Origin of the sequence: Sphingomonas sp. Leaf9 (genome assembly GCF_001421355.1) — a bacterium.
Classification (GTDB): Bacteria; Pseudomonadota; Alphaproteobacteria; order Sphingomonadales; family Sphingomonadaceae; genus Sphingomonas.
Map to the genome: position 1 here is coordinate 469,005 of NZ_LMKC01000001.1, position 17,842 is coordinate 486,846.

Annotated in this window: 18 protein-coding genes; 9 read left to right on the top strand and 9 right to left on the bottom strand. The window is 67.2% G+C overall.

Going from position 1 to position 17,842, the window contains the following annotated elements; genetic code table 11:
* Window position 1: 1 nt before the first annotated feature.
* Entirely contained in the window at window positions 2-1,180 is a 1,179-nt protein-coding gene (chrA, locus tag ASE58_RS02240; RefSeq protein WP_055817502.1) for a chromate efflux transporter, read from the top strand.
* A 56-nt stretch (window positions 1,181-1,236) separates the two neighbouring features.
* Window positions 1,237-1,728 carry a TlpA family protein disulfide reductase gene (locus ASE58_RS02245; protein WP_055817504.1) on the top strand — a complete coding sequence of 164 codons (492 nt, stop codon included), beginning with the start codon at window positions 1,237-1,239 and terminating at the stop codon, window positions 1,726-1,728.
* A 206-nt stretch (window positions 1,729-1,934) separates the two neighbouring features.
* Here ASE58_RS02245 and typA read toward each other — a convergent pair whose 3' ends face one another.
* Window positions 1,935-3,779, bottom strand: a complete 1,845-nt coding sequence (gene typA, locus ASE58_RS02250; RefSeq protein WP_055760264.1) for a translational GTPase TypA — start codon at window positions 3,777-3,779, stop codon at window positions 1,935-1,937.
* 207 nt (window positions 3,780-3,986) lie between these two features.
* Between typA and ASE58_RS02255 the strand changes: the two genes are divergently transcribed.
* Both ASE58_RS02255 and ASE58_RS02260 read left to right on the top strand, forming a co-directional pair.
* Window positions 3,987-5,177, top strand: coding sequence for a toxic anion resistance protein (locus tag ASE58_RS02255; RefSeq protein ID WP_055760260.1), 1,191 nt, complete (start codon window positions 3,987-3,989; stop codon window positions 5,175-5,177).
* Between the two features lie 4 nt (window positions 5,178-5,181).
* Window positions 5,182-5,880 (top strand): hypothetical protein, encoded by a 699-nt coding sequence (locus ASE58_RS02260; protein WP_055817506.1) that lies wholly within the window; start codon window positions 5,182-5,184, stop codon window positions 5,878-5,880.
* Between the two features lie 19 nt (window positions 5,881-5,899).
* Here the strand turns inward: ASE58_RS02260 and ASE58_RS02265 are convergent, their stop codons facing one another.
* From ASE58_RS02265 to ASE58_RS02295, 7 genes are all read right to left on the bottom strand, one after another.
* Entirely contained in the window at window positions 5,900-6,262 is a 363-nt protein-coding gene (locus ASE58_RS02265; RefSeq protein ID WP_156347564.1) for a hypothetical protein, read from the bottom strand.
* Between the two features lie 483 nt (window positions 6,263-6,745).
* On the bottom strand, window positions 6,746-7,486 hold the full coding sequence (locus ASE58_RS02270; protein ID WP_082467622.1) for an energy transducer TonB: 741 nt from the start codon (window positions 7,484-7,486) through the stop codon (window positions 6,746-6,748).
* Window positions 7,487-7,531: 45 nt separating this feature from the next.
* Entirely contained in the window at window positions 7,532-8,071 is a 540-nt protein-coding gene (locus ASE58_RS02275; RefSeq protein ID WP_055817509.1) for an SMI1/KNR4 family protein, read from the bottom strand.
* Complete coding sequence (locus tag ASE58_RS02280) at window positions 8,071-8,856, bottom strand: inositol monophosphatase family protein (protein WP_055760247.1); 786 nt, start codon at window positions 8,854-8,856, stop codon at window positions 8,071-8,073. Before ASE58_RS02280 ends, ASE58_RS02275 begins: the two co-directional genes overlap by 1 nt.
* On the bottom strand, window positions 8,849-10,195 hold the full coding sequence (locus ASE58_RS02285) for a TldD/PmbA family protein (protein WP_055817511.1): 1,347 nt from the start codon (window positions 10,193-10,195) through the stop codon (window positions 8,849-8,851). The genes ASE58_RS02280 and ASE58_RS02285 overlap by 8 nt, the downstream gene beginning before the upstream one ends.
* A gap of 38 nt (window positions 10,196-10,233) precedes the next feature.
* Window positions 10,234-11,151, bottom strand: a complete 918-nt coding sequence (gene ubiA, locus ASE58_RS02290; RefSeq protein WP_055817513.1) for a 4-hydroxybenzoate octaprenyltransferase — start codon at window positions 11,149-11,151, stop codon at window positions 10,234-10,236.
* Window positions 11,152-11,214: 63 nt separating this feature from the next.
* Window positions 11,215-11,427, bottom strand: coding sequence for a hypothetical protein (locus tag ASE58_RS02295; protein ID WP_055760240.1), 213 nt, complete (start codon window positions 11,425-11,427; stop codon window positions 11,215-11,217).
* A 103-nt stretch (window positions 11,428-11,530) separates the two neighbouring features.
* On the opposite strand from ASE58_RS02295, the gene ASE58_RS02300 reads away from it, so the two are divergent.
* The 4 genes from ASE58_RS02300 (at window position 11,531) to ASE58_RS02315 (ending at window position 14,314) form a co-directional block, all read left to right on the top strand.
* Window positions 11,531-11,806, top strand: coding sequence for a hypothetical protein (locus ASE58_RS02300; protein WP_055817515.1), 276 nt, complete (start codon window positions 11,531-11,533; stop codon window positions 11,804-11,806).
* Window positions 11,806-12,120 (top strand): DMT family transporter, encoded by a 315-nt coding sequence (locus ASE58_RS02305; protein WP_055817516.1) that lies wholly within the window; start codon window positions 11,806-11,808, stop codon window positions 12,118-12,120. Before ASE58_RS02300 ends, ASE58_RS02305 begins: the two co-directional genes overlap by 1 nt.
* Before the next feature lie 9 nt (window positions 12,121-12,129).
* Complete coding sequence (locus ASE58_RS02310; protein WP_055817518.1) at window positions 12,130-12,873, top strand: 16S rRNA (uracil(1498)-N(3))-methyltransferase; 744 nt, start codon at window positions 12,130-12,132, stop codon at window positions 12,871-12,873.
* A 67-nt stretch (window positions 12,874-12,940) separates the two neighbouring features.
* Entirely contained in the window at window positions 12,941-14,314 is a 1,374-nt protein-coding gene (locus ASE58_RS02315; RefSeq protein ID WP_055818130.1) for a glutamate--cysteine ligase, read from the top strand.
* Window positions 14,315-14,421: 107 nt separating this feature from the next.
* On the opposite strand, the gene ASE58_RS02320 is transcribed toward ASE58_RS02315, so the two are convergent.
* Window positions 14,422-15,723, bottom strand: a complete 1,302-nt coding sequence (locus ASE58_RS02320; RefSeq protein WP_055817520.1) for a methyltransferase family protein — start codon at window positions 15,721-15,723, stop codon at window positions 14,422-14,424.
* Between the two features lie 71 nt (window positions 15,724-15,794).
* On the opposite strand from ASE58_RS02320, the gene ASE58_RS02325 reads away from it, so the two are divergent.
* Window positions 15,795-17,717, top strand: coding sequence for a M61 family metallopeptidase (locus ASE58_RS02325; RefSeq protein WP_443024629.1), 1,923 nt, complete (start codon window positions 15,795-15,797; stop codon window positions 17,715-17,717).
* Window positions 17,718-17,842: the final 125 nt, after the last annotated feature.

A 17,842-nucleotide genomic window follows, 5' to 3' on the forward strand; every position in this document is an offset into this window, starting at 1 on the left:
CATGGATACCACCCCGCCCCGTCCCCCTGCCCTGTCGCTCCTCGCATTGTTCGGCAAGTTCCTGCGCTTCGGCTGTCTCGCCTTTGGCGGCCCCGTGGCGCAGATCGCGATGCTGCGGCAGGCACTGGTCGAGGAGGAACGCTGGATCGACAAGGCGCGGTTCAACCGGCTGCTGGCGGTGTTGCAGATCCTGCCGGGGCCGGAGGCGCACGAGCTATGCGTCCATTTCGGCGTGCTGGCGCGCGGGCGGATCGGCGGGCTGCTCGCTGGCCTCGGCTTCATGCTGCCCGGCTTCTGCCTGATGCTGCTGGTCGGCTGGCTCTATGTCGGTGTCGTGCAGGGGAGCGGCGCGCCGGGCGGGCTGCTGCTCGGTATCCAGGTCGCGATCCTCGCCGTCATCCTGCGCGCGGTGGTGCGGATCGGGCAGCATGTCGTCGAGGACCGGTTGCTGGTCGCCATCGCGCTGGCGGCGGTCGCCGCGACGCTGGTCGGCGTGCCCTTCTGGATACCGTTGCTGGTCGGCGGCGGCGTCTATGCCGCGAAGGATCGTCCGGCCGTGGCCATAGCGATCGGCTTGTCCGGCATCGCCGCCGCCATCGCCGCGCTGACGATCAGCGCGTCCGCCCCGGTCGCATCGGCGGCGGCACCGCTGACCATCCTCGCGCTCTTCATCGCCGGGCTGAAGGGCGGGCTGCTGACCTTTGGCGGGGCCTACACCGCCGTCCCCTATGTCCGCGCCGATACGGTCGGGCGCGGCTGGATCGGCGACGCCGCGTTCCTCGACGGGGTGGCCTTTGCCAATGTCATCCCCGCGCCGCTCGTCATCTTCGCGACCTTCGTCGGCTATGTCGCGGGGGGCATCGGCGGCGCGCTGGCGATCACGCTCGGCATGTTCCTGCCCGCCTTTGCCTTCTCGCTGCTGTTCTTCGAACGGCTGGAGGGGATCGTCGATGCGCCATCGCTCCGCCACGCGCTGACCGGCGTGGCGGCGGCGGTCGTCGGGATCATCGCCGCGACCTTCGTACAGTTGGGCGTGGCGACCGGCGCGCGGGTGGACGCAACAATAACAGCGGCGGTGCTGTTCGCGGTCGCGCTGGCGATGGCTTGGCGGTTGAAGGGTGGCTGGGTAACGCCGGCCGTCGTTGCGGTCGGGGCGGTTGTCGGGTGGGCGCTGCTGTGACGCCCGCTTGACGGCGACGCCGGCGCGAAGAACACTGCGCGCGGGGGAGACAATCGATGCGTAACTGGATTCTGCCGCTCGCCGCGCTGCTCGCCGCGACGCCGGCCGCCGCAAAGGAATTGAAGGTCGGCCAGCCCGCGCCGCCGATCGAACTGACATTGGCCGACGGGACCAGGACCACCATCGCCGAACATCGTGGCGAGGTCATCGTCGTCAATTTCTGGGCGACATGGTGCGTACCCTGCCGCGCCGAACTGCCGCTGCTCGACGCCTATTACCGCCAGATCAGCAAGCACGGCGCCCGCGTGTTCGCGGTCACCACCGAAGGATCGGTGCCGATCTACAAGATGAAGGCACTGTTCGCCGCGCTGGCAATCACCCCGGCGAAGGGGATCAAGGGCATTTCGCGCGAAGTGCCGGCGGTGCCGACCAACTACATCATCGATCGACAGGGCGTCGTCCGTTACGCGAAGGCCGGGGCGATGGACCTCGACGATCTGAATCGCGAGCTGATCCCGTTGCTGCGGGAACCGGCACCGACGAGTTGAGGAGGTAGCCGCCGGGCTGGCCCGGCCTTGATCCGCGGTTCCGCTTCTTCGCGACTGCCCGGCATAAAAGACCCTTTCGAACAGAAACGGCCCCGGAATCGCTTCCGGGGCCGCTTCTGTTTCTGGTGGCCCGACGTGGCGAAGCCACGTCGTCGGTCCTTGCTTATAGCAAGGCCGGCCGGGCGAGCCTTTAGGCTCGGCCGAGCTTACGCTGCGGCCTTGGCCCGGCTCGCCTTCTTCCGCTCATGCGGGTCCAGATGGCGCTTGCGCAGACGGATGTTCTTCGGCGTCACCTCGACCATCTCGTCGTCGTCGATATAGGCAATCGCCTGTTCCAGCGTCATCTTCTTCGGCGGGGTCAGGCGGATCGCGTCGTCCTTGCCGCCCGATGCGCGGAAGTTCGTCAGCTGCTTCGCCTTCATCGGATTGACCTCGAGGTCATCCGTCTTGGCGTTCTCGCCGATGATCATGCCTTCGTACAGCGCTTCGCCGTGGCCGACGAACAGGATGCCGCGCTCTTCGAGCGGACCCAGTGCATAGCCCTGCGCTTCGCCAGCGCCGTTCGAGATCAGCACGCCGTTCTTGCGGCCTTCGATCTGGCCCTTGTGCGGGCCATACTTCTCGAACAGCCGGTTCATGATGCCGGTACCGCGCGTGTCCGACAGGAACTCGCCGTGATAGCCGATCATGCCACGCGACGGTGCCGAGAAGGTGATGCGCGTCTTGCCGCCACCCGACGGGCGCATGTCGGTCATCTCGGCCTTGCGCAGGTTCATCTTCTCGACGACCGTGCCCGAATATTCCTCGTCCACGTCGATGATGACGGTTTCGTACGGCTCGGTCTTCTTGCCGTCCTCGTCCTCGCCGAACAGCACGCGCGGGCGGCTGATGCCCAGCTCGAACCCTTCGCGGCGCATCGTTTCGATCAGCACGCCCAGCTGCAATTCGCCGCGACCCGCGACTTCGTAGCTGTCGCGATCGGCCGCTTCGGTCACCTTCACGGCGACGTTCGATTCGGCTTCGCGGAACAGGCGGTCGCGGATCATGCGCGACGTGACCTTGGTGCCTTCACGGCCCGCCATCGGCGAATCGTTGACGGCGAAGCGCATCGACAGCGTCGGCGGATCGATCGGCTGCGCGTGCAGCGGCTCGGTGACCTGCGGGTCGCAGATCGTGTTCGACACGGTCGCGACGGTCAGGCCGGCCAGCGAGATGATGTCGCCTGCCTTGGCTTCGTCGACCGGCACGCGGTCGAGGCCGCGGAACGACATGATCTTCGACGCGCGGCCGGTTTCGACGATGTTGCCGTCGTTATCCAGCGCGTGGATCGGCTGGTTCAGCTTCACCGTGCCCGAATTGACGCGGCCGGTCAGGATGCGGCCGAGGAAGTTGTCGCGGTCCAGCAGCGTGACGAGGAAGGTGAACGGAACGTCCTCCACTTCCACCTTGGGCGCCGGAACGTGGCTGACGATCGTCTCGAACATCGGGATCAGCGTGCCTTCGCGCGCGTCCATGTCGGTCGAGGCATAGCCGTTGCGACCCGACGCATAGAGCACCGGGAAATCGAGCTGTTCGTCGTTGGCGTCCAGCGACACGAACAGGTCGAACACTTCGTCCAGCACTTCCTGGATACGCGCGTCGCTGCGGTCGACCTTGTTGACCACGACGATCGGCTTCAGGCCCAGCGCCAGCGCCTTGCCGGTCACGAACTTCGTCTGCGGCATCGCGCCTTCCGACGAATCGACCAGCAGGACGACGCCGTCGACCATCGACAGGATGCGCTCGACTTCGCCACCGAAATCGGCGTGGCCGGGGGTGTCGACGATGTTGATGCGGATCGATTCATCGCTGCCCGGCGGGGTCCAGTCGACCGAGGTCGGCTTGGCGAGAATGGTGATCCCGCGCTCCTTTTCGAGGTCGTTCGAATCCATCGCGCGCTCTTCGACGCGCTGGTTGTCGCGGAACGTGCCGGACTGACGGAACAACTGATCGACGAGCGTGGTTTTGCCGTGATCGACGTGGGCGATGATCGCCACGTTGCGAAGGCTCATGGTATTTCCTGGATCATGCGGGAGTGCAATTGGCCGCGCGCTTAGCGTATTTCCTTGGAAACCGGAAGTCCCCCGTTCGCTGCGCTGCGGCGAGCTGCACGGCCTGTCGGTGCCGCCGCCATTGCAACTGGGCCGTGTATTATCTACCTACCACAGTTGTATCGAGTGGCCTCCGCATGGCATCAAGCGGGCCCAAGTGGAGGATATATGGCGACGCAGACTGAAGAACCCGCTCTGGTGCTGACCCCGCCCGATCCGGTACCGACCGTCGCGCCGGCCAAGGCCGCCGGACTGGTGCCCGTCGACGATACCAAGCGCACCGAACTGCAGCGCCGCGTCGACGACTTCATCGACCAGCTGGTGGCGCAGGACGCCAATTCGCCCGAATTCGGCAAGCGGGTCGATGCGATCAGCAACCTGGGCGCCCGTGAAATCCGCGAGGCCGCCGGCCAGTCGAACCGCTTCCTCGACCGTCCGGTCAAGGCGATGGACCAGGAATCGGGCGTCGGTGCCGACCTGGCCCAGCTGCGCCGCACGATCGAGGACCTCGATCCGGGCCGCCAGGGCAACCTGCTCGAACCGAAGAAGCTGTTCGGCATGATCCCGTTCGGCAACAAGGTGCGGGATTATTTCGACGGCTATAAATCCGCGCAGAGCCACATCGCCTCGATCCTGAAGCGACTCCAGTCCGGCAAGGACGAGCTGCTGATGGACAATGCCGCCATCGACACCGAACGCGCGAACCTGTGGACCGCGATGGGTCGCCTCGAACAGATGATCTATCTGTCGAAGGAGATGGACCAGAAGCTGGAGGATCGTGCCAACGAACTCGACCACAGCGATCCGGCCAAGGCGAAGGCGATCCGCGAAACCGCGCTGTTCTACGTCCGCCAGCGCAGCCAGGACCTGCTGACCCAGATGGCGGTGACGGTGCAAGGCTATCTCGCGCTCGATCTGGTCAAGAAGAACAACGTCGAGCTGGTGAAGGGGGTCGACCGCGCCAGCACCACGACGGTCGGCGCGCTGCGCACGGCGGTGACGGTCGCGCAGGCGCTGACCAACCAGAAGCTGGTGCTCGAACAGATCACCGCGCTCAACACCACCACCGCCAACATCATCGATTCGACCGGCAAGCTGCTGCGGTCGCAAACCGCGACGATCCATGAACAGGCCGCCGCCTCGACCATCCCGGTCGAGGTGCTGCAACGCGCGTTCCAGAATGTCTATGACACGATGGACGCGATCGACACCTTCAAGCTGAAGGCGCTGGATTCGATGAAGACAACCATCGGCACCCTGTCGAACGAGGTGGAGAAGTCGCGCGGCTACATCGCCCGTGCCGAAGGCGCGTCGCAAAATGCGCAGGGCGGCGAAACCTTCAAGCTGGAGGCGATGTAAGCCGATGTCGCGCAGCGACGAGGTTCTCGAACGCGCCAACCTGACGCTGGAGCGCGCCCGCGAACGCCATGGGCAGGTCGCCCCGCGCGCGCGGCGTCGGCGCGAGGCGGAGGTGCTGCGGCGTCTCGGCCGCATCGCCGCCGCCGATGGCGCGATCCTGCTGGCGGCGTTGGTGTTCGGCTGGTTCGTGCCGCTGGGGTTGGGCGGCGCGATGCTGGTCATGGCGCTGCTGATCGCCGCCACCGCGCTGTTCGCGCTGATGCCGGTCACGCGCGAGGTCGCGGTCGAAACGCTGGTGCAGGTCCCGATCAAGTCGCTCCCTGCGCAGACCGAACGCTGGCTCGCGACCCAGCGCCCCGCCCTGCCCGCGCCCGCGATCACGCTGGCCGACGCGATCGGGATCAAGCTCGACACGCTCTCGGCGCAGCTTGCCACCCTCCCCGACGACGAACCGGCGGCGGCCGAAGTCCGCAAGCTGGTCGGCGAACAGCTCCCCGAACTGGTCCGCGGCTACCAGCGCGTCCCCGAACCGCTGCGCCGCGTCGAACGCAACGGCCGCACCCCCGACCAGCAGCTGGTCGACGGGCTGAAGATCATCGACACCGAAATCGCGGCGATGACCCAGCAACTGGCGCAGGGCGACCTCGACAGCCTGGCGACACGCGAACGGTTCCTGCAGATCAAGTATCAGGGCGAGGAATAGGGGCCGTCTACCTTGCCGGTCAGGGCACGCCGGGGAAGGCGATCGGTTCGGTGGAGATATAGCTGATCCGCGCCCCTTCGGCGGTCGGGAGCCGCCGAAACACCCGGGCCTTTGAATCAAAGGCGATCGACAGCTCGCCCGGCCGACGCCAGACGACGCCGATCGCCATGTTCGGAAACTCCATCGCCCGCGCGAGGCCGTGATCGTCATCGGCGACGAACACCTCGACCGCCGCGTCGGGCGACCTGCTCGCCCGGCCGACCCGCACCACCGTCGCCTTTCCGGTCGTCGCCCCGCAATCGCGTTCCTCGACCACGGCATAGCGGTCGCTGCCCGGATCATACGCCTTGTGGATCAGTCCCGACGCGCAGTCATTTGCCAAACTACAGCCGGCCACGCCCAGCGCGCATGACAGGGAAAGGGCGATGCGAAGCATTCGACGATCTTGGCGCGTGACAGGACATCCGGGCAAGACGCCGGATCGCCTCCCTCCCAACCCGCCGTTCTTCATTCCCGCCCCGGAAGGCTTCCGCGAAAATCACTCCTCGTACCCCGGCGAAGGCCGGGGCCCAGTTGGGGGGACATCGGTAAAGTACGGAAATGCCTCCCCAACTGGACCGCGGCCTTCGCCGGGGTACGGGAGTTTTCGGGTAATCGGGCGATCTTCCCAGAGGTCCGGCCTGCGCAGGAAGGTTGCCCTCCAACGAAAGCGTTTTCCTACAAAGCAGCCGACGCCTACCCTCCGCACAGCTCTTTCTCACCGTCGATCCACCGCATCCCGCCAGCTGCGAATGCTGCGCAAGAGCACGCGCTGCACAAAAGCGCCACTAGTGTGAACTTCGTGAACTTTGACCCGAAATCCGCGCTAATAGCGGTCGCGTTCCACATCCCAATAATGCCGCTGGACCATCACCGACGGCACCGGCCGCCCCCGTCCATCCAACGAGGGCCGGAAGCGGAAGGCGCGCTCCACCTGCCGGCAGGTCGCGGCATCGATCGCGCGGTTGCCGCTGGAGCGCATGATCTGGCACTCGCTCGCCCGCCCGTTGGTCTCGACGATATAGCGCACCTCGACCGATCCTTCGAAGCCGTTCTCCTCCAGCTCCGGCGGCAACCGCGCACCCTGCAACGACCCGCCGATTTGCTCGGGCGGCGTGTCGCCCCCGCCGCTGCCGTCGCCATCGCCCTCGCCGCCGCTGCCCAGCCCGTCGCCGACGCCGCCGGCACCGGTTCCCGGCCCGACCCGATCGGTCGCGCCCGACGACGCGTCATTGCCCGGCCCCGCGACCGGGGCGGTGACGACCGGCGGCGGCACCGGCAGCGGCACGACCGGCGGCGTCGCAACGATCTCGGTCGCCTTGGACCGGATATTGGGCGGCGCGGCGCGCCCCTCGGGCCGCCCCTGCCGCACGACCTGCGGCACCGGCGGCGGGGGTGGCGGATCGGGCGGTGGCGGCACGATGTCGAACGTCGCCAGCGTGCTCTGCGCCGTCCGCGCCACATCCACCCCCAGCCCGACGATCAACGCCCAGCCCAGCAGCACATGCAACGCGACGGTCACCACCATCGCGCCGATACGGCTCCGGTCGGGCAGGGTCGTCGTCATCGCCATCACTTGCCACAACGCCGATGAATGGCGGGTGATCCGGTGTCAGCCGATCGATTTCCAATCCCGCACATAGCGCTCGACGAAATCGGTAAAGCTATCCGCTACCACGACAATCCTGTCGCTGACCCGAACGACCTGGCCATAGGTCGGCCCCGGCTCGCACGAGATCGCCCAGGCATGGCACCACATCAGGAGATCCGCGAACAGCAGATGCCGTGCTCCGTCGCCGGGCAGCTCAGGCGCAGGACCGCATCCCTCTTCCTCCGGCAGGTTGCGGATACGTTCCAAAGGCCACCATGTACCCATTTCATGATCCAGACCGCCCTCGGTGATCGGGCAACCGTGCAGGAGATAGGCATGGAAGTCGGCGGGTAACGTCACGTCGTACCGTGCTGCCATCGCCGCCACGGCATCCGGCGAATTGCTTCCGGTCCTCACGTCGCTGCCGGTCGCCTGCCACCACAGGCCGATCAACAGCCGGGCACGATCAGGGCCATCGCCAACCTGCTGAAGAACGGACAAATCCGGCTTGGGGATCGGTGTGACGGCGCGCTGAAAGACATTCAGCAACCGTCGCAGCATCACCTTTTCCCCAACGCCACGATCGCCCGTTCGCGCAGCCGTTCGACCGCCGCGCCGTGGATGCCCGGCGCGGCCGCCATCACGCCGAAAAACTGCGGGCGTGGCTGGTTGAAGCGGAGCTTGCGCCCGATCGCGTCGGTGACGGTCGCCCCCGCCTCCCGCGCGATCAGGATGCTAGCCGCCACATCCCATTCATTGCCCCAGCGCAGCGTGGCGAGAAAATCCGCCTCCCCGCTCGCCACCATCGCCATGCGCAGCGCGATCGAATTGGGCTTGGCCACCATCAACAGGTCGCGATCCGCCTTGGGCAGGGCGTCGACGGGCGTGCGGCTGCCGGCGAAGTCGACGCGCGGGCTAACCGCCAGCCGCTCGCCGTTCATCCGCGCGCCCTGCCCCGCCGCGGCCGTCCAGCGCTGCCGCCGCACCGGCGCGTCGAGCACGCCCAGCACCGGCTGGCAATCCTCGATCAGCGCAACCGACACCGCCCATCCGTCGCGCCCGCGAATATAGTCGCGCGTGCCGTCGATCGGGTCGACGATCCACACCTGCCGCCGCGCCAGCCGGATCGCGTCGTCGGCCGTCTCCTCCGACAGCCAGCCGGCCTCGGGCAACAGCGCGCTCAGCCGTTCGCGCAGCAGCCGGTCGACGCTCAGGTCGATCTCGCACACCGGATTGCCCGGCGCCTTTTCCCATGTCTGGAAATCGCCCCGCCAGCTCGCCAGCGCCAGCGCGGCCGCCTCGCCGGCGATCGCCGTTACCTGGTCGAGCAGGCCCGCGTCAGCCACCCGCCACCGTCATGCCATCGACCCGGATGGTCGGCACGTTGACCCCCTGCCGATGCTCCAGATCGCCCGCCGCGCGCATCGACAGCAGCATCGGGCGCAAATTGCCGGCAATGGTGATGCCCGACACCGGCCGCGTAATCTCGCCGCGTTCGATCAGGAAGCCCGACGCCCCCCGGCTGTAATCGCCGGTGACGCCGTTCACCCCCTGCCCGATCAACTCGGTCAGCAGCACACCGCGCTCGATATCCTCGATCAGCGCCGCGACGCTCCCCGCGCCACCGGCCAAGTGGACGTTGCCGGTCGTCACCCCCGGCGGCCCACTCAACCCGCGTGAGGCATGGCCGGTCGGCTCCAGCCCCAGCTGCCGCGCCGATGCGCTGTCGAGCAGCCACGTCTGCAACACGCCGCGTTCGACCAGCGCCATCGGCGACACCGCCAGCCCCTCGCCATCGAACGGCCGCGCGCGCAGGCCATGCGGGCGATGCGGATCGTCGATGATCGACAGCCCCTCGGGCAGGATCGCATGGCCCAGATGCTCGCGCAGAAAACTGGTGCCGCGCGCGATCGACGGGCCGGAAATCGCGCCCAGCACATGGCCGACCAGGCTGCCGCCGACCCGCGGATCGAACACCACCGGCATCGCCCCGCCATCGATCTTCACCGGGTTCAGCCGCGCCACGGCGCGTTCGCCGGCGCGCCGCCCGACGATTTCAGGCGCCTCCAGCATCGTGCGGTGCCGCGCCGAATGATGGGCATGGTCGCGCTGCATCGCCGCGCCCTCGCCCGCCAGCACGCTCGCGGAAATGCCATGGCTGGTGACGGCATAGCCCTGCGCAAAGCCATGGCTGGTCGCCAGCGCGACAACCGCGCGGCTGTAGCCGGCCGATCCGCCTTCGGAATTGCTGACGCCCGTGACGCTCCGCGCGGCATCCTCGACCGCCAGCGCGGCCTCGCGCAGCAGTTGCGGCGCGACCTCGCCCCCGTCGTCCAGATCGAGCAGCGGCGGCGCGCCGTGCAGCAACCGTTCGGCAGGTGCCAGCCCCGCCCAGCGATCTTCGGGCGCGGCGCGCGCCATCGCCACCACCCGTTCGGCAAGCGCGGCGAGGCCATCGTCGGACAGGTCGGAGGTGGAGACGCTTGCCGATCGATGCCCGACGAACACCCGCAGGCCCAGCTCCGCCCCTTCCGACCGGCCGACATCCTCCAACTGCCCCAGCCGCACCGACACCGACAGCGCGGTATCGGCGACCAGGATCGCATCGGCGGAATCGGCGCCATGGCCAAGGGCGCGGGCGATAGCGGATTGGGCGCGGTCGGTGGCGGTCTGGGGATCGAGCATGGGGGCGAGATGGGAAGCCGGGGCGCTCACGGCAACGCTCATGCCGCCTGTCCCACGGTCAGCAGCCCCAGGACCAGCAGCAACCCGGCATCGCGGTTCGACCGGAACCGCCGCAGCGTGTTTGCCCCGTCGTCGGGCTTGAGGGTCGCCACCTGCCACAGCAGGTGCAGCGCGGCGGGCAGCAGGGCGACCAGCGCCAGCGGCGTCGGGAACACCCGCCACACCGCACCGGCCCAGCAGGCAACGGCGATCACATAGAGCAGCGTCACGCCCGGCCGCACCCGCGCGCCCATCGCCCGCGCCGATGATCGCACGCCGACCATCGCATCATCCTCGATGTCCTGACACGCATAGATGGTGTCGTAGCCGATCACCCACGCGATCGACCCGGCGTACAGGAACAGCAGCGGCGTCCAGTCGCCCACCGCCATCTGCGCCCAGGCGACCGGCGCGGCCCACGAAAACACCATGCCCAGCCACGCCTGTGGCCACCACGTAATCCGCTTCATGAACGGGTACGCCGCAACCAGCACCAAGCTGCCCAACGCGACGATAGCAGCGGTGAAGTTCAGCTGCAGCAGGACGACGAAACCGATCAGGCTGAGAACCACCAGCCAGACCCATGCCGCCTTTAGCGACACTGCCCCGCTCGCCAGCGGGCGGTTCGCGGTGCGCGCCACCTGCCGGTCGAGGTCGCGGTCGACGATGTCGTTATAGACGCAGCCCGCGCCGCGCATCGCGATGCTGCCGAGCAGGAACCACAGCAGCATGTCCCACCGCTCGGCCGCCCGGCCCGACAGCGCCATCGCCCACGCGCCGGGCCAATAGAGCAGCCACCACCCAATCGGCCGATCGAACCGCGCGAGCAGCGCGAACGGCCGGGCGGCGGCGGGCAGGATCGCGATCAGCCCGCGATATTCGGTATCGGCAACGTGCGAAGAGGCTGGGAACGACATGCCGCCCCTGCTGCCACGGACGGGGCGGCTTGCACAGGGCGTTCGTCAGCCCCCAGCGATCGTTCAGCGCTTCGCGGCGGCCTGTGCCTTCGCCTGCTTCGAATAATGGTGGTGCATCGCGATGCAGCCGGCGACCGCGCCCATCTTGCCATGGCCCTTGCCGACCATGTGCCCGGCGACACCACCGGCGATCGCGCCGCGAATGCATCCCTTGGCAAAGGCCGGCTGCGCCGCGACCATCGCAAGGGGTACGGCGAACAGAGCAACGAACCGCATGTCCAGTCTCCATCTAAAGCTATCGAGACGGCATCTACGGACGACGCCCGGCACAGGTTGCGTTAAACTTTCGTCATGTCGCCGGGGCCGCTACGGGGGTGCCATGGACCTCGACCAACTGCTCCGCCATTATTTCGGCACGACCGATCCCGACCAGATGACCGCCGCCGAACAGGATGCGGCGCGCGAGCGGATGGGCATCGATTTCGGCGTGGAGCGCGATCCTTCGCGCCGCTTCGCGCTGTGGACGCTGATGGACGCATTCGGTTTCGCCCCGCCGCCGGCGGAGGCGTTCGAGAAGGACCCGGCATTGCGCGCCGCGGCCGACCGCTATCTCGACGCCGCCTATCGGGTCGAGCGCGATGGGACGCCCGACTGATGCCATGGGTGCTGCTCACCATCGCCGGGCTGCTGGAGATCGTCTGGGCCTATTACATGAAGCTCTCTGACGGCTTCTCGAAACCCTGGCCGACGGTCGCGACCTTCGTCGCGATGTTTGCCAGTTTCGGGTTGTTGTCGCTGGCGATGAAGCAGCTGCCGCTCGGCACCAGCTACATGGTGTGGACCGGCATCGGCGCGCTGGGTGCGTTCGTGGTCGGCATCGCGCTGCTGGGCGAGAGCGTCACGCCGCTCAGGCTGGTCGCGGCGGCGATGCTGCTGTGCGGGCTGGTGCTGATGAAGCTGGCGTCCTAACCCCGCACCATGCCCGCTACCCCCGCCTGGCCGCCCGATTCGTCGCCCCGCCTGTTCGTCGACCAACCACTCGCCGACCAGGCACGCATTCGCCTCGACGGGGCGCAGGCGCATTACCTGCTGTCGGTGATGCGGGTGAAGGACGGCGACGTCGTACGCCTGTTCGACGATGCGACCGGCGAATGGCTGGCGCATGCGACCGAGGTGCGCAAGCGTGACCTGACCCTTGCCGTTGCCGACCATCTGCGCCCGCGCGAGACGGTGCCCGACCTCTGGCTATGCATTGCGCCGACCAAGAAGGGCCGGATCGACTGGGTGATCGAAAAGGCATGCGAGTTGGGCGTCGACCGGATCGTGCCGGTGCTGACCCGGCGGACGGTGGTCGACCGCCTCAACCTCGACCGGCTGCGCACCCATGCTGTCGAGGCCGCCGAGCAATGCGGCCGTACCGCCCTGCCTACGCTGGTCGAACCGGTGAAGTTGCCCGCCCTGCTACGCGACTGGCCCGCCGACCGCGCGCTGTTCTTCGCTGACGAAACCGGCGGCGTGCCTGCGCTCGACGCGATGCGTGCCCGGCCGGGGCCGGCAGCGATCCTGATCGGGCCGGAAGGCGGCTTCGATCCGGAGGAGCGCGAACAGGTCCGTGCCCATCCCCAGGCGGTGGGCATGGCGCTCGGCCCCCGCATCCTGCGCGCGGAAACGGCGGCGGCGGCGGCGACCGCGTTGTGGATGGCGGCGGCCGGCGACTGGTAGCGCGACTATGCCGCATGCAATCACAGCCCTCTAGCGCGCGCCCGTCGGCCCGCGTATGGGCGCGATCATGAGCACGAAGACCGTTTCGGACAGCAACGCAGCGGTCATCGAGGACCGCTCGCAACTGATCGCCTATTTCGCCGGGGGCGAGAAGCCGGCGGAACGCTGGCGCATCGGCACCGAGCACGAAAAATTCGTCTATCGCACCAGCGACCACGCCGCGCCGTCCTATGACGAACCGGGCGGCATCCGCGACCTGCTGTCCGGCCTCGAACGCTTCGGCTGGCGCCCGGTCGAGGAGGGCGGCAAGGTCATCGCGCTGACCGGCAAGGACGGATCGGTCAGCCTCGAGCCCGCCGGGCAGTTCGAACTGTCGGGCGCGCCGCTCGAAAACCTGCACCAGACCTGCGCCGAAACCGGCCGCCATCTGGATCAGGTAAAGGCGGTCGGCGACGAACTCGGCCTCGGTTTCTTGGGGCTGGGCATGTGGCCCGACAAGCGCCGCGACGAGCTGCCGATCATGCCCAAGGGTCGCTACGGCATCATGCTGAACCATATGCCGCGCGTCGGCACCATGGGCCTCGACATGATGCTGCGCACCTGCACCATTCAGGTGAACCTCGATTATTCGAGCGAAGCCGACATGGTGCAGAAATTCCGCGTCGGGCTGGCGCTGCAACCGCTCGCGACCGCGCTGTTCGCCAATTCGCCGTTTACCGAAGGGCTGCCCAACGGCCAGCTTTCGTACCGCTCGCACATCTGGTCGGACACCGATCCGGCGCGAACCGGCATGCTGCCCTTCGTGTTCGAGGACGGGTTCGGTTACGACCGCTATGCCGACTATGCGCTCGATGTGCCGATGTACTTCGTCTATCGCGACGGCCGCTATATCGACGCCGCCGGCCTGTCGTTCCGCGACTTCCTGAAAGGGGAACTGTCGGTCCTGCCGGGCGAAAAGCCGACGATCGACGACTGGGCCGACCATCTCTCCACCGCCTTCCCCGAAGTGCGGCTCAAGACGTTCCTCGAAATGCGCGGCGCCGATGGTGGCCCATGGGGCCGCATCTGCGCGCTGCCGGCCTTGTGGGTCGGGCTGCTCTACGACCAGGGCGCGTTGGATGCCGCATGGGATCTGGTAAAGGGCTGGTCGATCGAGGACCGCCAGCGGCTGCGCGACAGCGTGCCCGCGCTCGGCCTAGACGCGCCGCTGCCCGGTGGCGGCACCTTGCGCGATGTCGCGGGCGACGTGCTGGACATCGCCGGCCGGGGCCTCAGAGCCCGCCGCCGGTTGAGCGTTTCGGGCGAGGACGAAAGCGGCTTTATCGAACCGCTGCGCGAAGTGGTGCGGTCGGGCAAGGTGCCCGCGCAGGTCATGCTCGACAAGTTCGCCGGCGAATGGGGCAGCAACCTGTCGAAAGTGTACGACGAGTATAGTTTCTAAACAGATCCTCCCCGCTTCGCGGGGAGGGGAACCATGCGCAGCATGGTGGAGGGGGGTCTCCACACAACGCAACGTCAGCGCTTGCCGAAAGCCCCCTCCACCATCCGCTACGCGGACGGTCCCCCTCCCCGTTCCGGGGAGGATCGGAAGAGGCTGGTCACCAAACCCCGCCGCAGCATCCAGTTGCTATACGCCCGGTACACCGGGTCCTGCCCCAGATGCCATTCCTCGGTCCGGGCGCGCCAGTAATAGACGCCGCTGACACACGCCAGAATCGCGGTACTCCGCGCCGCCGAGGTCCAGCTATCGGCCGTCGTCAGCACCGGAATGGTCGAAATCCACCAGAACAGGTTCTTCGACAGATACGCCGGATGCCGGCTGAACGCATACGGCCCGTGCGTCAGGATGCCCCGGTGCGTCAGGTTCGAAAACCGCAATCCGAACGCCATCGTCGCCCACGCATAGATCGCGGTCAGCGCGACCAGCACCGCGCCGACGATCCACAGCAGCACCGGATAACCGGCGAACCAGTATGTCCAGTCCGCCGTCCCCGGATGATAATCCAGCGGGCCGCCGTTCGCCATCAGGATGAACGGCGGATAGCAGATCAGCGCCGCCGACCACCCCGCCGCATAGGGCGTGGCGCTGCGGATATGGCTGTCGAGCGGCCGCATCGCGAGGATGTAGCCCGCCGTCGCGAACGCCACGTCGATCACGAACATGAACGTGATGAGCCAGTTCGCCAGCGGCACCGGCCCGGTCAGCACGGCGGAGCGCTGCGTGCGAATGAACTCGCCGAACCCCGGCGGCACGATCGCCAGCATGAAGGCGAGGAAAAACGCCTTCACCGCCCAGCCGCGCAGATGATTCCAGATCGCTTGCGCGTCGATCGGCTCGTCCAGATGCATCGCCCATGCGCCGAGCGCCCAGCAGCCATCCTTCGGATCGACCAGCCGCCGGTCGATCCAGAGCATGTACGGTATCGACAGCACGAACAACGGCACCGCCGCCATCCCGAACACCCACATCGAAAAGGCGAAGCCGCCCTCCCAGTAAAACCGCCCGGTGGCATAGATCGCCGCGATCAGGCCCCAAGTGATCCATAGCCCGGCGAGCTTGGTCAGGCTGATCTCGACAGTCTCGCGCCATGGCCGCACATTCGACCAGTCGATCCCGGTCGACGGATTGCGATGCACCTTGTCGACCAACAACGACCACAGCACCATCGGCAGCGCACAGGCCGCGACGTTCACCAGCGCCGCATAGGGCCCGTCCATCCCGTAATGCCACGCGACCGCGACCCACGCGAGCAGCCCGGCCAGCCCGGCCAGTCCCACGCCCGACGATACCGCCGATGGCGGGCGCTGGTCGGGTTCGGCTTGCGCGCTGATCGAGTTGGGCTGATACATGGGCAATCCGCTACACCCGCGATGGTAAGCATCCGGTGAAGCATATCCTTTTCAAAAGGAAGTATCTGCCCTTGCGTATCGTTCTTGCCGCGTTGCTGCTGACCACCACCGCCCTTCCCGCCGCCGCACAGCAGATCAACCCGCCGGGCAACACCCTGCCCCAGCCGCTGCCGATCGTGGATACCGTCCCCGCCGCGCGCGACATCGATTATCCCGGCACGATCAAGCTGGACGTCGATGCGACCGACACCGTGCAGGGCATCTTCCGCGTGAAGGAAACCATCCCGGTCGCCCGCAGCGGCCATATGGTCCTGCTCATGCCGAAATGGCTGCCCGGCAAGCACGGGCCGCGCGGCGAGATCGAGAAGCTGGCCGGGCTGGTCGTGCGCGCGGGTGGCCGCGAACTGCCCTGGACCCGCGACACGCTCGACATGTTCGCCTTCCACATCGACGTGCCGGCGGGTGCGAAGAATCTCGACGTGCAGTTCCAGTTCCTGACCGCGACGCAGGGTGAACAGGGGCGCATCGTCGTCACGCCTGAAATGCTGAACCTGCAGTTCGAATCGGTCAGCCTCTATCCGGCCGGCTATTACACCCGCCGTATTCCGATCGAGGCGAGCGTGAAGTATCCGACCGGCTGGACCGCCGCATCGGGCCTGCCGTCTAAGGTGCAGGGCGGCGTCTATCGCTATGAACGCACCAGCTACGAAACGCTGGTCGATTCGCCGGTGTTCGCCGGCAAGTATTTCAAGCGCTTCCCGCTGACCGATCGCGTCGGGCTGAACGTCGTCGCCGACAAGCCGTCCGAACTCGCCGCGACCCCCGAACAGATCGCGGCGCACACCCGGCTGGTCGAACAGGCGGTGAAGCTGTTCGGTGCGCAGCATTACGACAAGTACGAGTTTTTGCTGTCGATCACCGACAAGATGGGGTCGATCGGCCTCGAACATCACCGTTCGTCCGAAAACGGCGTGGATCCGGGTTATTTCACCGACTGGAATGCCGGCCCCGGCGAACGCAACCTGCTGCCGCACGAATTCACGCATAGCTGGGACGGCAAGTATCGCCGTGGCGCGGACCTGTTCACCCCCGATTTCCGCATGCCGATGCGCAATTCGATGCTGTGGGTCTATGAAGGGCAGACACAGTTCTGGGGCTATGTGCTGCAGGCGCGCTCGGGCCTAGTGTCGAAGCAGGATACGCTCGACGCCTATGCCGACATCGCCGCAGCCCTCGACGCGCGCGAGGGTCGCCAGTGGCGTCCGCTGATCGATACCACCAACGATCCGGTCATCACCGCGCGCCGTCCCAAGGGCTGGGTCAGCTGGCAGCGCTCGGAGGATTATTACAACGAAGGCCTGCTGGTGTGGATGGAGGTCGACTCGATGCTGCGCAAGCAGTCGGGCGGCACCAAGTCGATGGACGACTTTGCCCGCGCCTTCTTCGGCGTGCGCGACGGCGACTGGGGCGTCCTGCCCTATACGCTGGCCGATGTGGTCAAGACGCTGAACACGATCCAGCCCTATGACTGGGCCGGCTTCCTCGACAAGCGGCTGAACGCCCGCACCGATCGCGCGCCGATCGACGGCTTTGCCGCCAATGGCTATCGCATCGTCTACACCGACACCCCGACGCCGTATCTGAAGGGCCGCGAAAAGAGCGGTGGCGGCGTGTCGCTGCCCTATTCGCTGGGCCTGACCGCGAACAAGGAAGGCAAGGTCGGCAGCGTGACGTGGGGCAGCCCGGCGTTCAAGGCAGGCTTCGAAACCGGCACCACCATCGTCGCGGTCAACGGCACCGCCTACACCCCCGACCGGCTGCGCGATGCGGTCGGCGCGGCCAAGGGGTCGAAGGACCCGATCCGCCTGACCGTCCGCATGGACGATGCGGTGCGCGAGATCGCGATCCCCTATAATGAAGGACATCGTTATCCGCGTCTGGAGAAGGTCGGCGACGGCGAAAACGGTCTCGACCGTCTGCTCACCGCCAAATAAAGACCGCCCCGACCGGTCCCACATCGGGACCGGTTGGACGTGTCCGTGACGATTCCAAGGAAAAGCGGCTTCTCCGTTCGTGAATAACGGGTAAAGGGCGCGTCTACCGCGCTGCAGCGTGAGAT

Excerpts from the sequence above, each read along its gene's own strand:
- ASE58_RS02270 (WP_082467622.1), bottom strand. The coding sequence starts at position 7,486 with ATGACGACGACCCTGCCCGACCGGAGCCGTATCGGCGCGATGGTGGTG.
- ASE58_RS02255 (WP_055760260.1), top strand. The coding sequence starts at position 3,987 with ATGGCGACGCAGACTGAAGAACCCGCTCTGGTGCTGACCCCGCCCGAT.
- ASE58_RS02245 (WP_055817504.1), top strand. The coding sequence starts at position 1,237 with ATGCGTAACTGGATTCTGCCGCTCGCCGCGCTGCTCGCCGCGACGCCG.
- ASE58_RS02285 (WP_055817511.1), bottom strand. The coding sequence starts at position 10,195 with ATGCTCGATCCCCAGACCGCCACCGACCGCGCCCAATCCGCTATCGCC.
- ASE58_RS02320 (WP_055817520.1), bottom strand. The coding sequence starts at position 15,723 with ATGTATCAGCCCAACTCGATCAGCGCGCAAGCCGAACCCGACCAGCGC.
- ASE58_RS02300 (WP_055817515.1), top strand. The coding sequence starts at position 11,531 with ATGGACCTCGACCAACTGCTCCGCCATTATTTCGGCACGACCGATCCC.
- typA (WP_055760264.1), bottom strand. The coding sequence starts at position 3,779 with ATGAGCCTTCGCAACGTGGCGATCATCGCCCACGTCGATCACGGCAAA.
- ASE58_RS02295 (WP_055760240.1), bottom strand. The coding sequence starts at position 11,427 with ATGCGGTTCGTTGCTCTGTTCGCCGTACCCCTTGCGATGGTCGCGGCG.
- ASE58_RS02275 (WP_055817509.1), bottom strand. The coding sequence starts at position 8,071 with ATGCTGCGACGGTTGCTGAATGTCTTTCAGCGCGCCGTCACACCGATC.
- ASE58_RS02305 (WP_055817516.1), top strand. The coding sequence starts at position 11,806 with ATGCCATGGGTGCTGCTCACCATCGCCGGGCTGCTGGAGATCGTCTGG.
- chrA (WP_055817502.1), top strand. The coding sequence starts at position 2 with ATGGATACCACCCCGCCCCGTCCCCCTGCCCTGTCGCTCCTCGCATTG.
- ASE58_RS02315 (WP_055818130.1), top strand. The coding sequence starts at position 12,941 with ATGAGCACGAAGACCGTTTCGGACAGCAACGCAGCGGTCATCGAGGAC.
- ASE58_RS02260 (WP_055817506.1), top strand. The coding sequence starts at position 5,182 with ATGTCGCGCAGCGACGAGGTTCTCGAACGCGCCAACCTGACGCTGGAG.
- ASE58_RS02310 (WP_055817518.1), top strand. The coding sequence starts at position 12,130 with ATGCCCGCTACCCCCGCCTGGCCGCCCGATTCGTCGCCCCGCCTGTTC.
- ubiA (WP_055817513.1), bottom strand. The coding sequence starts at position 11,151 with ATGTCGTTCCCAGCCTCTTCGCACGTTGCCGATACCGAATATCGCGGG.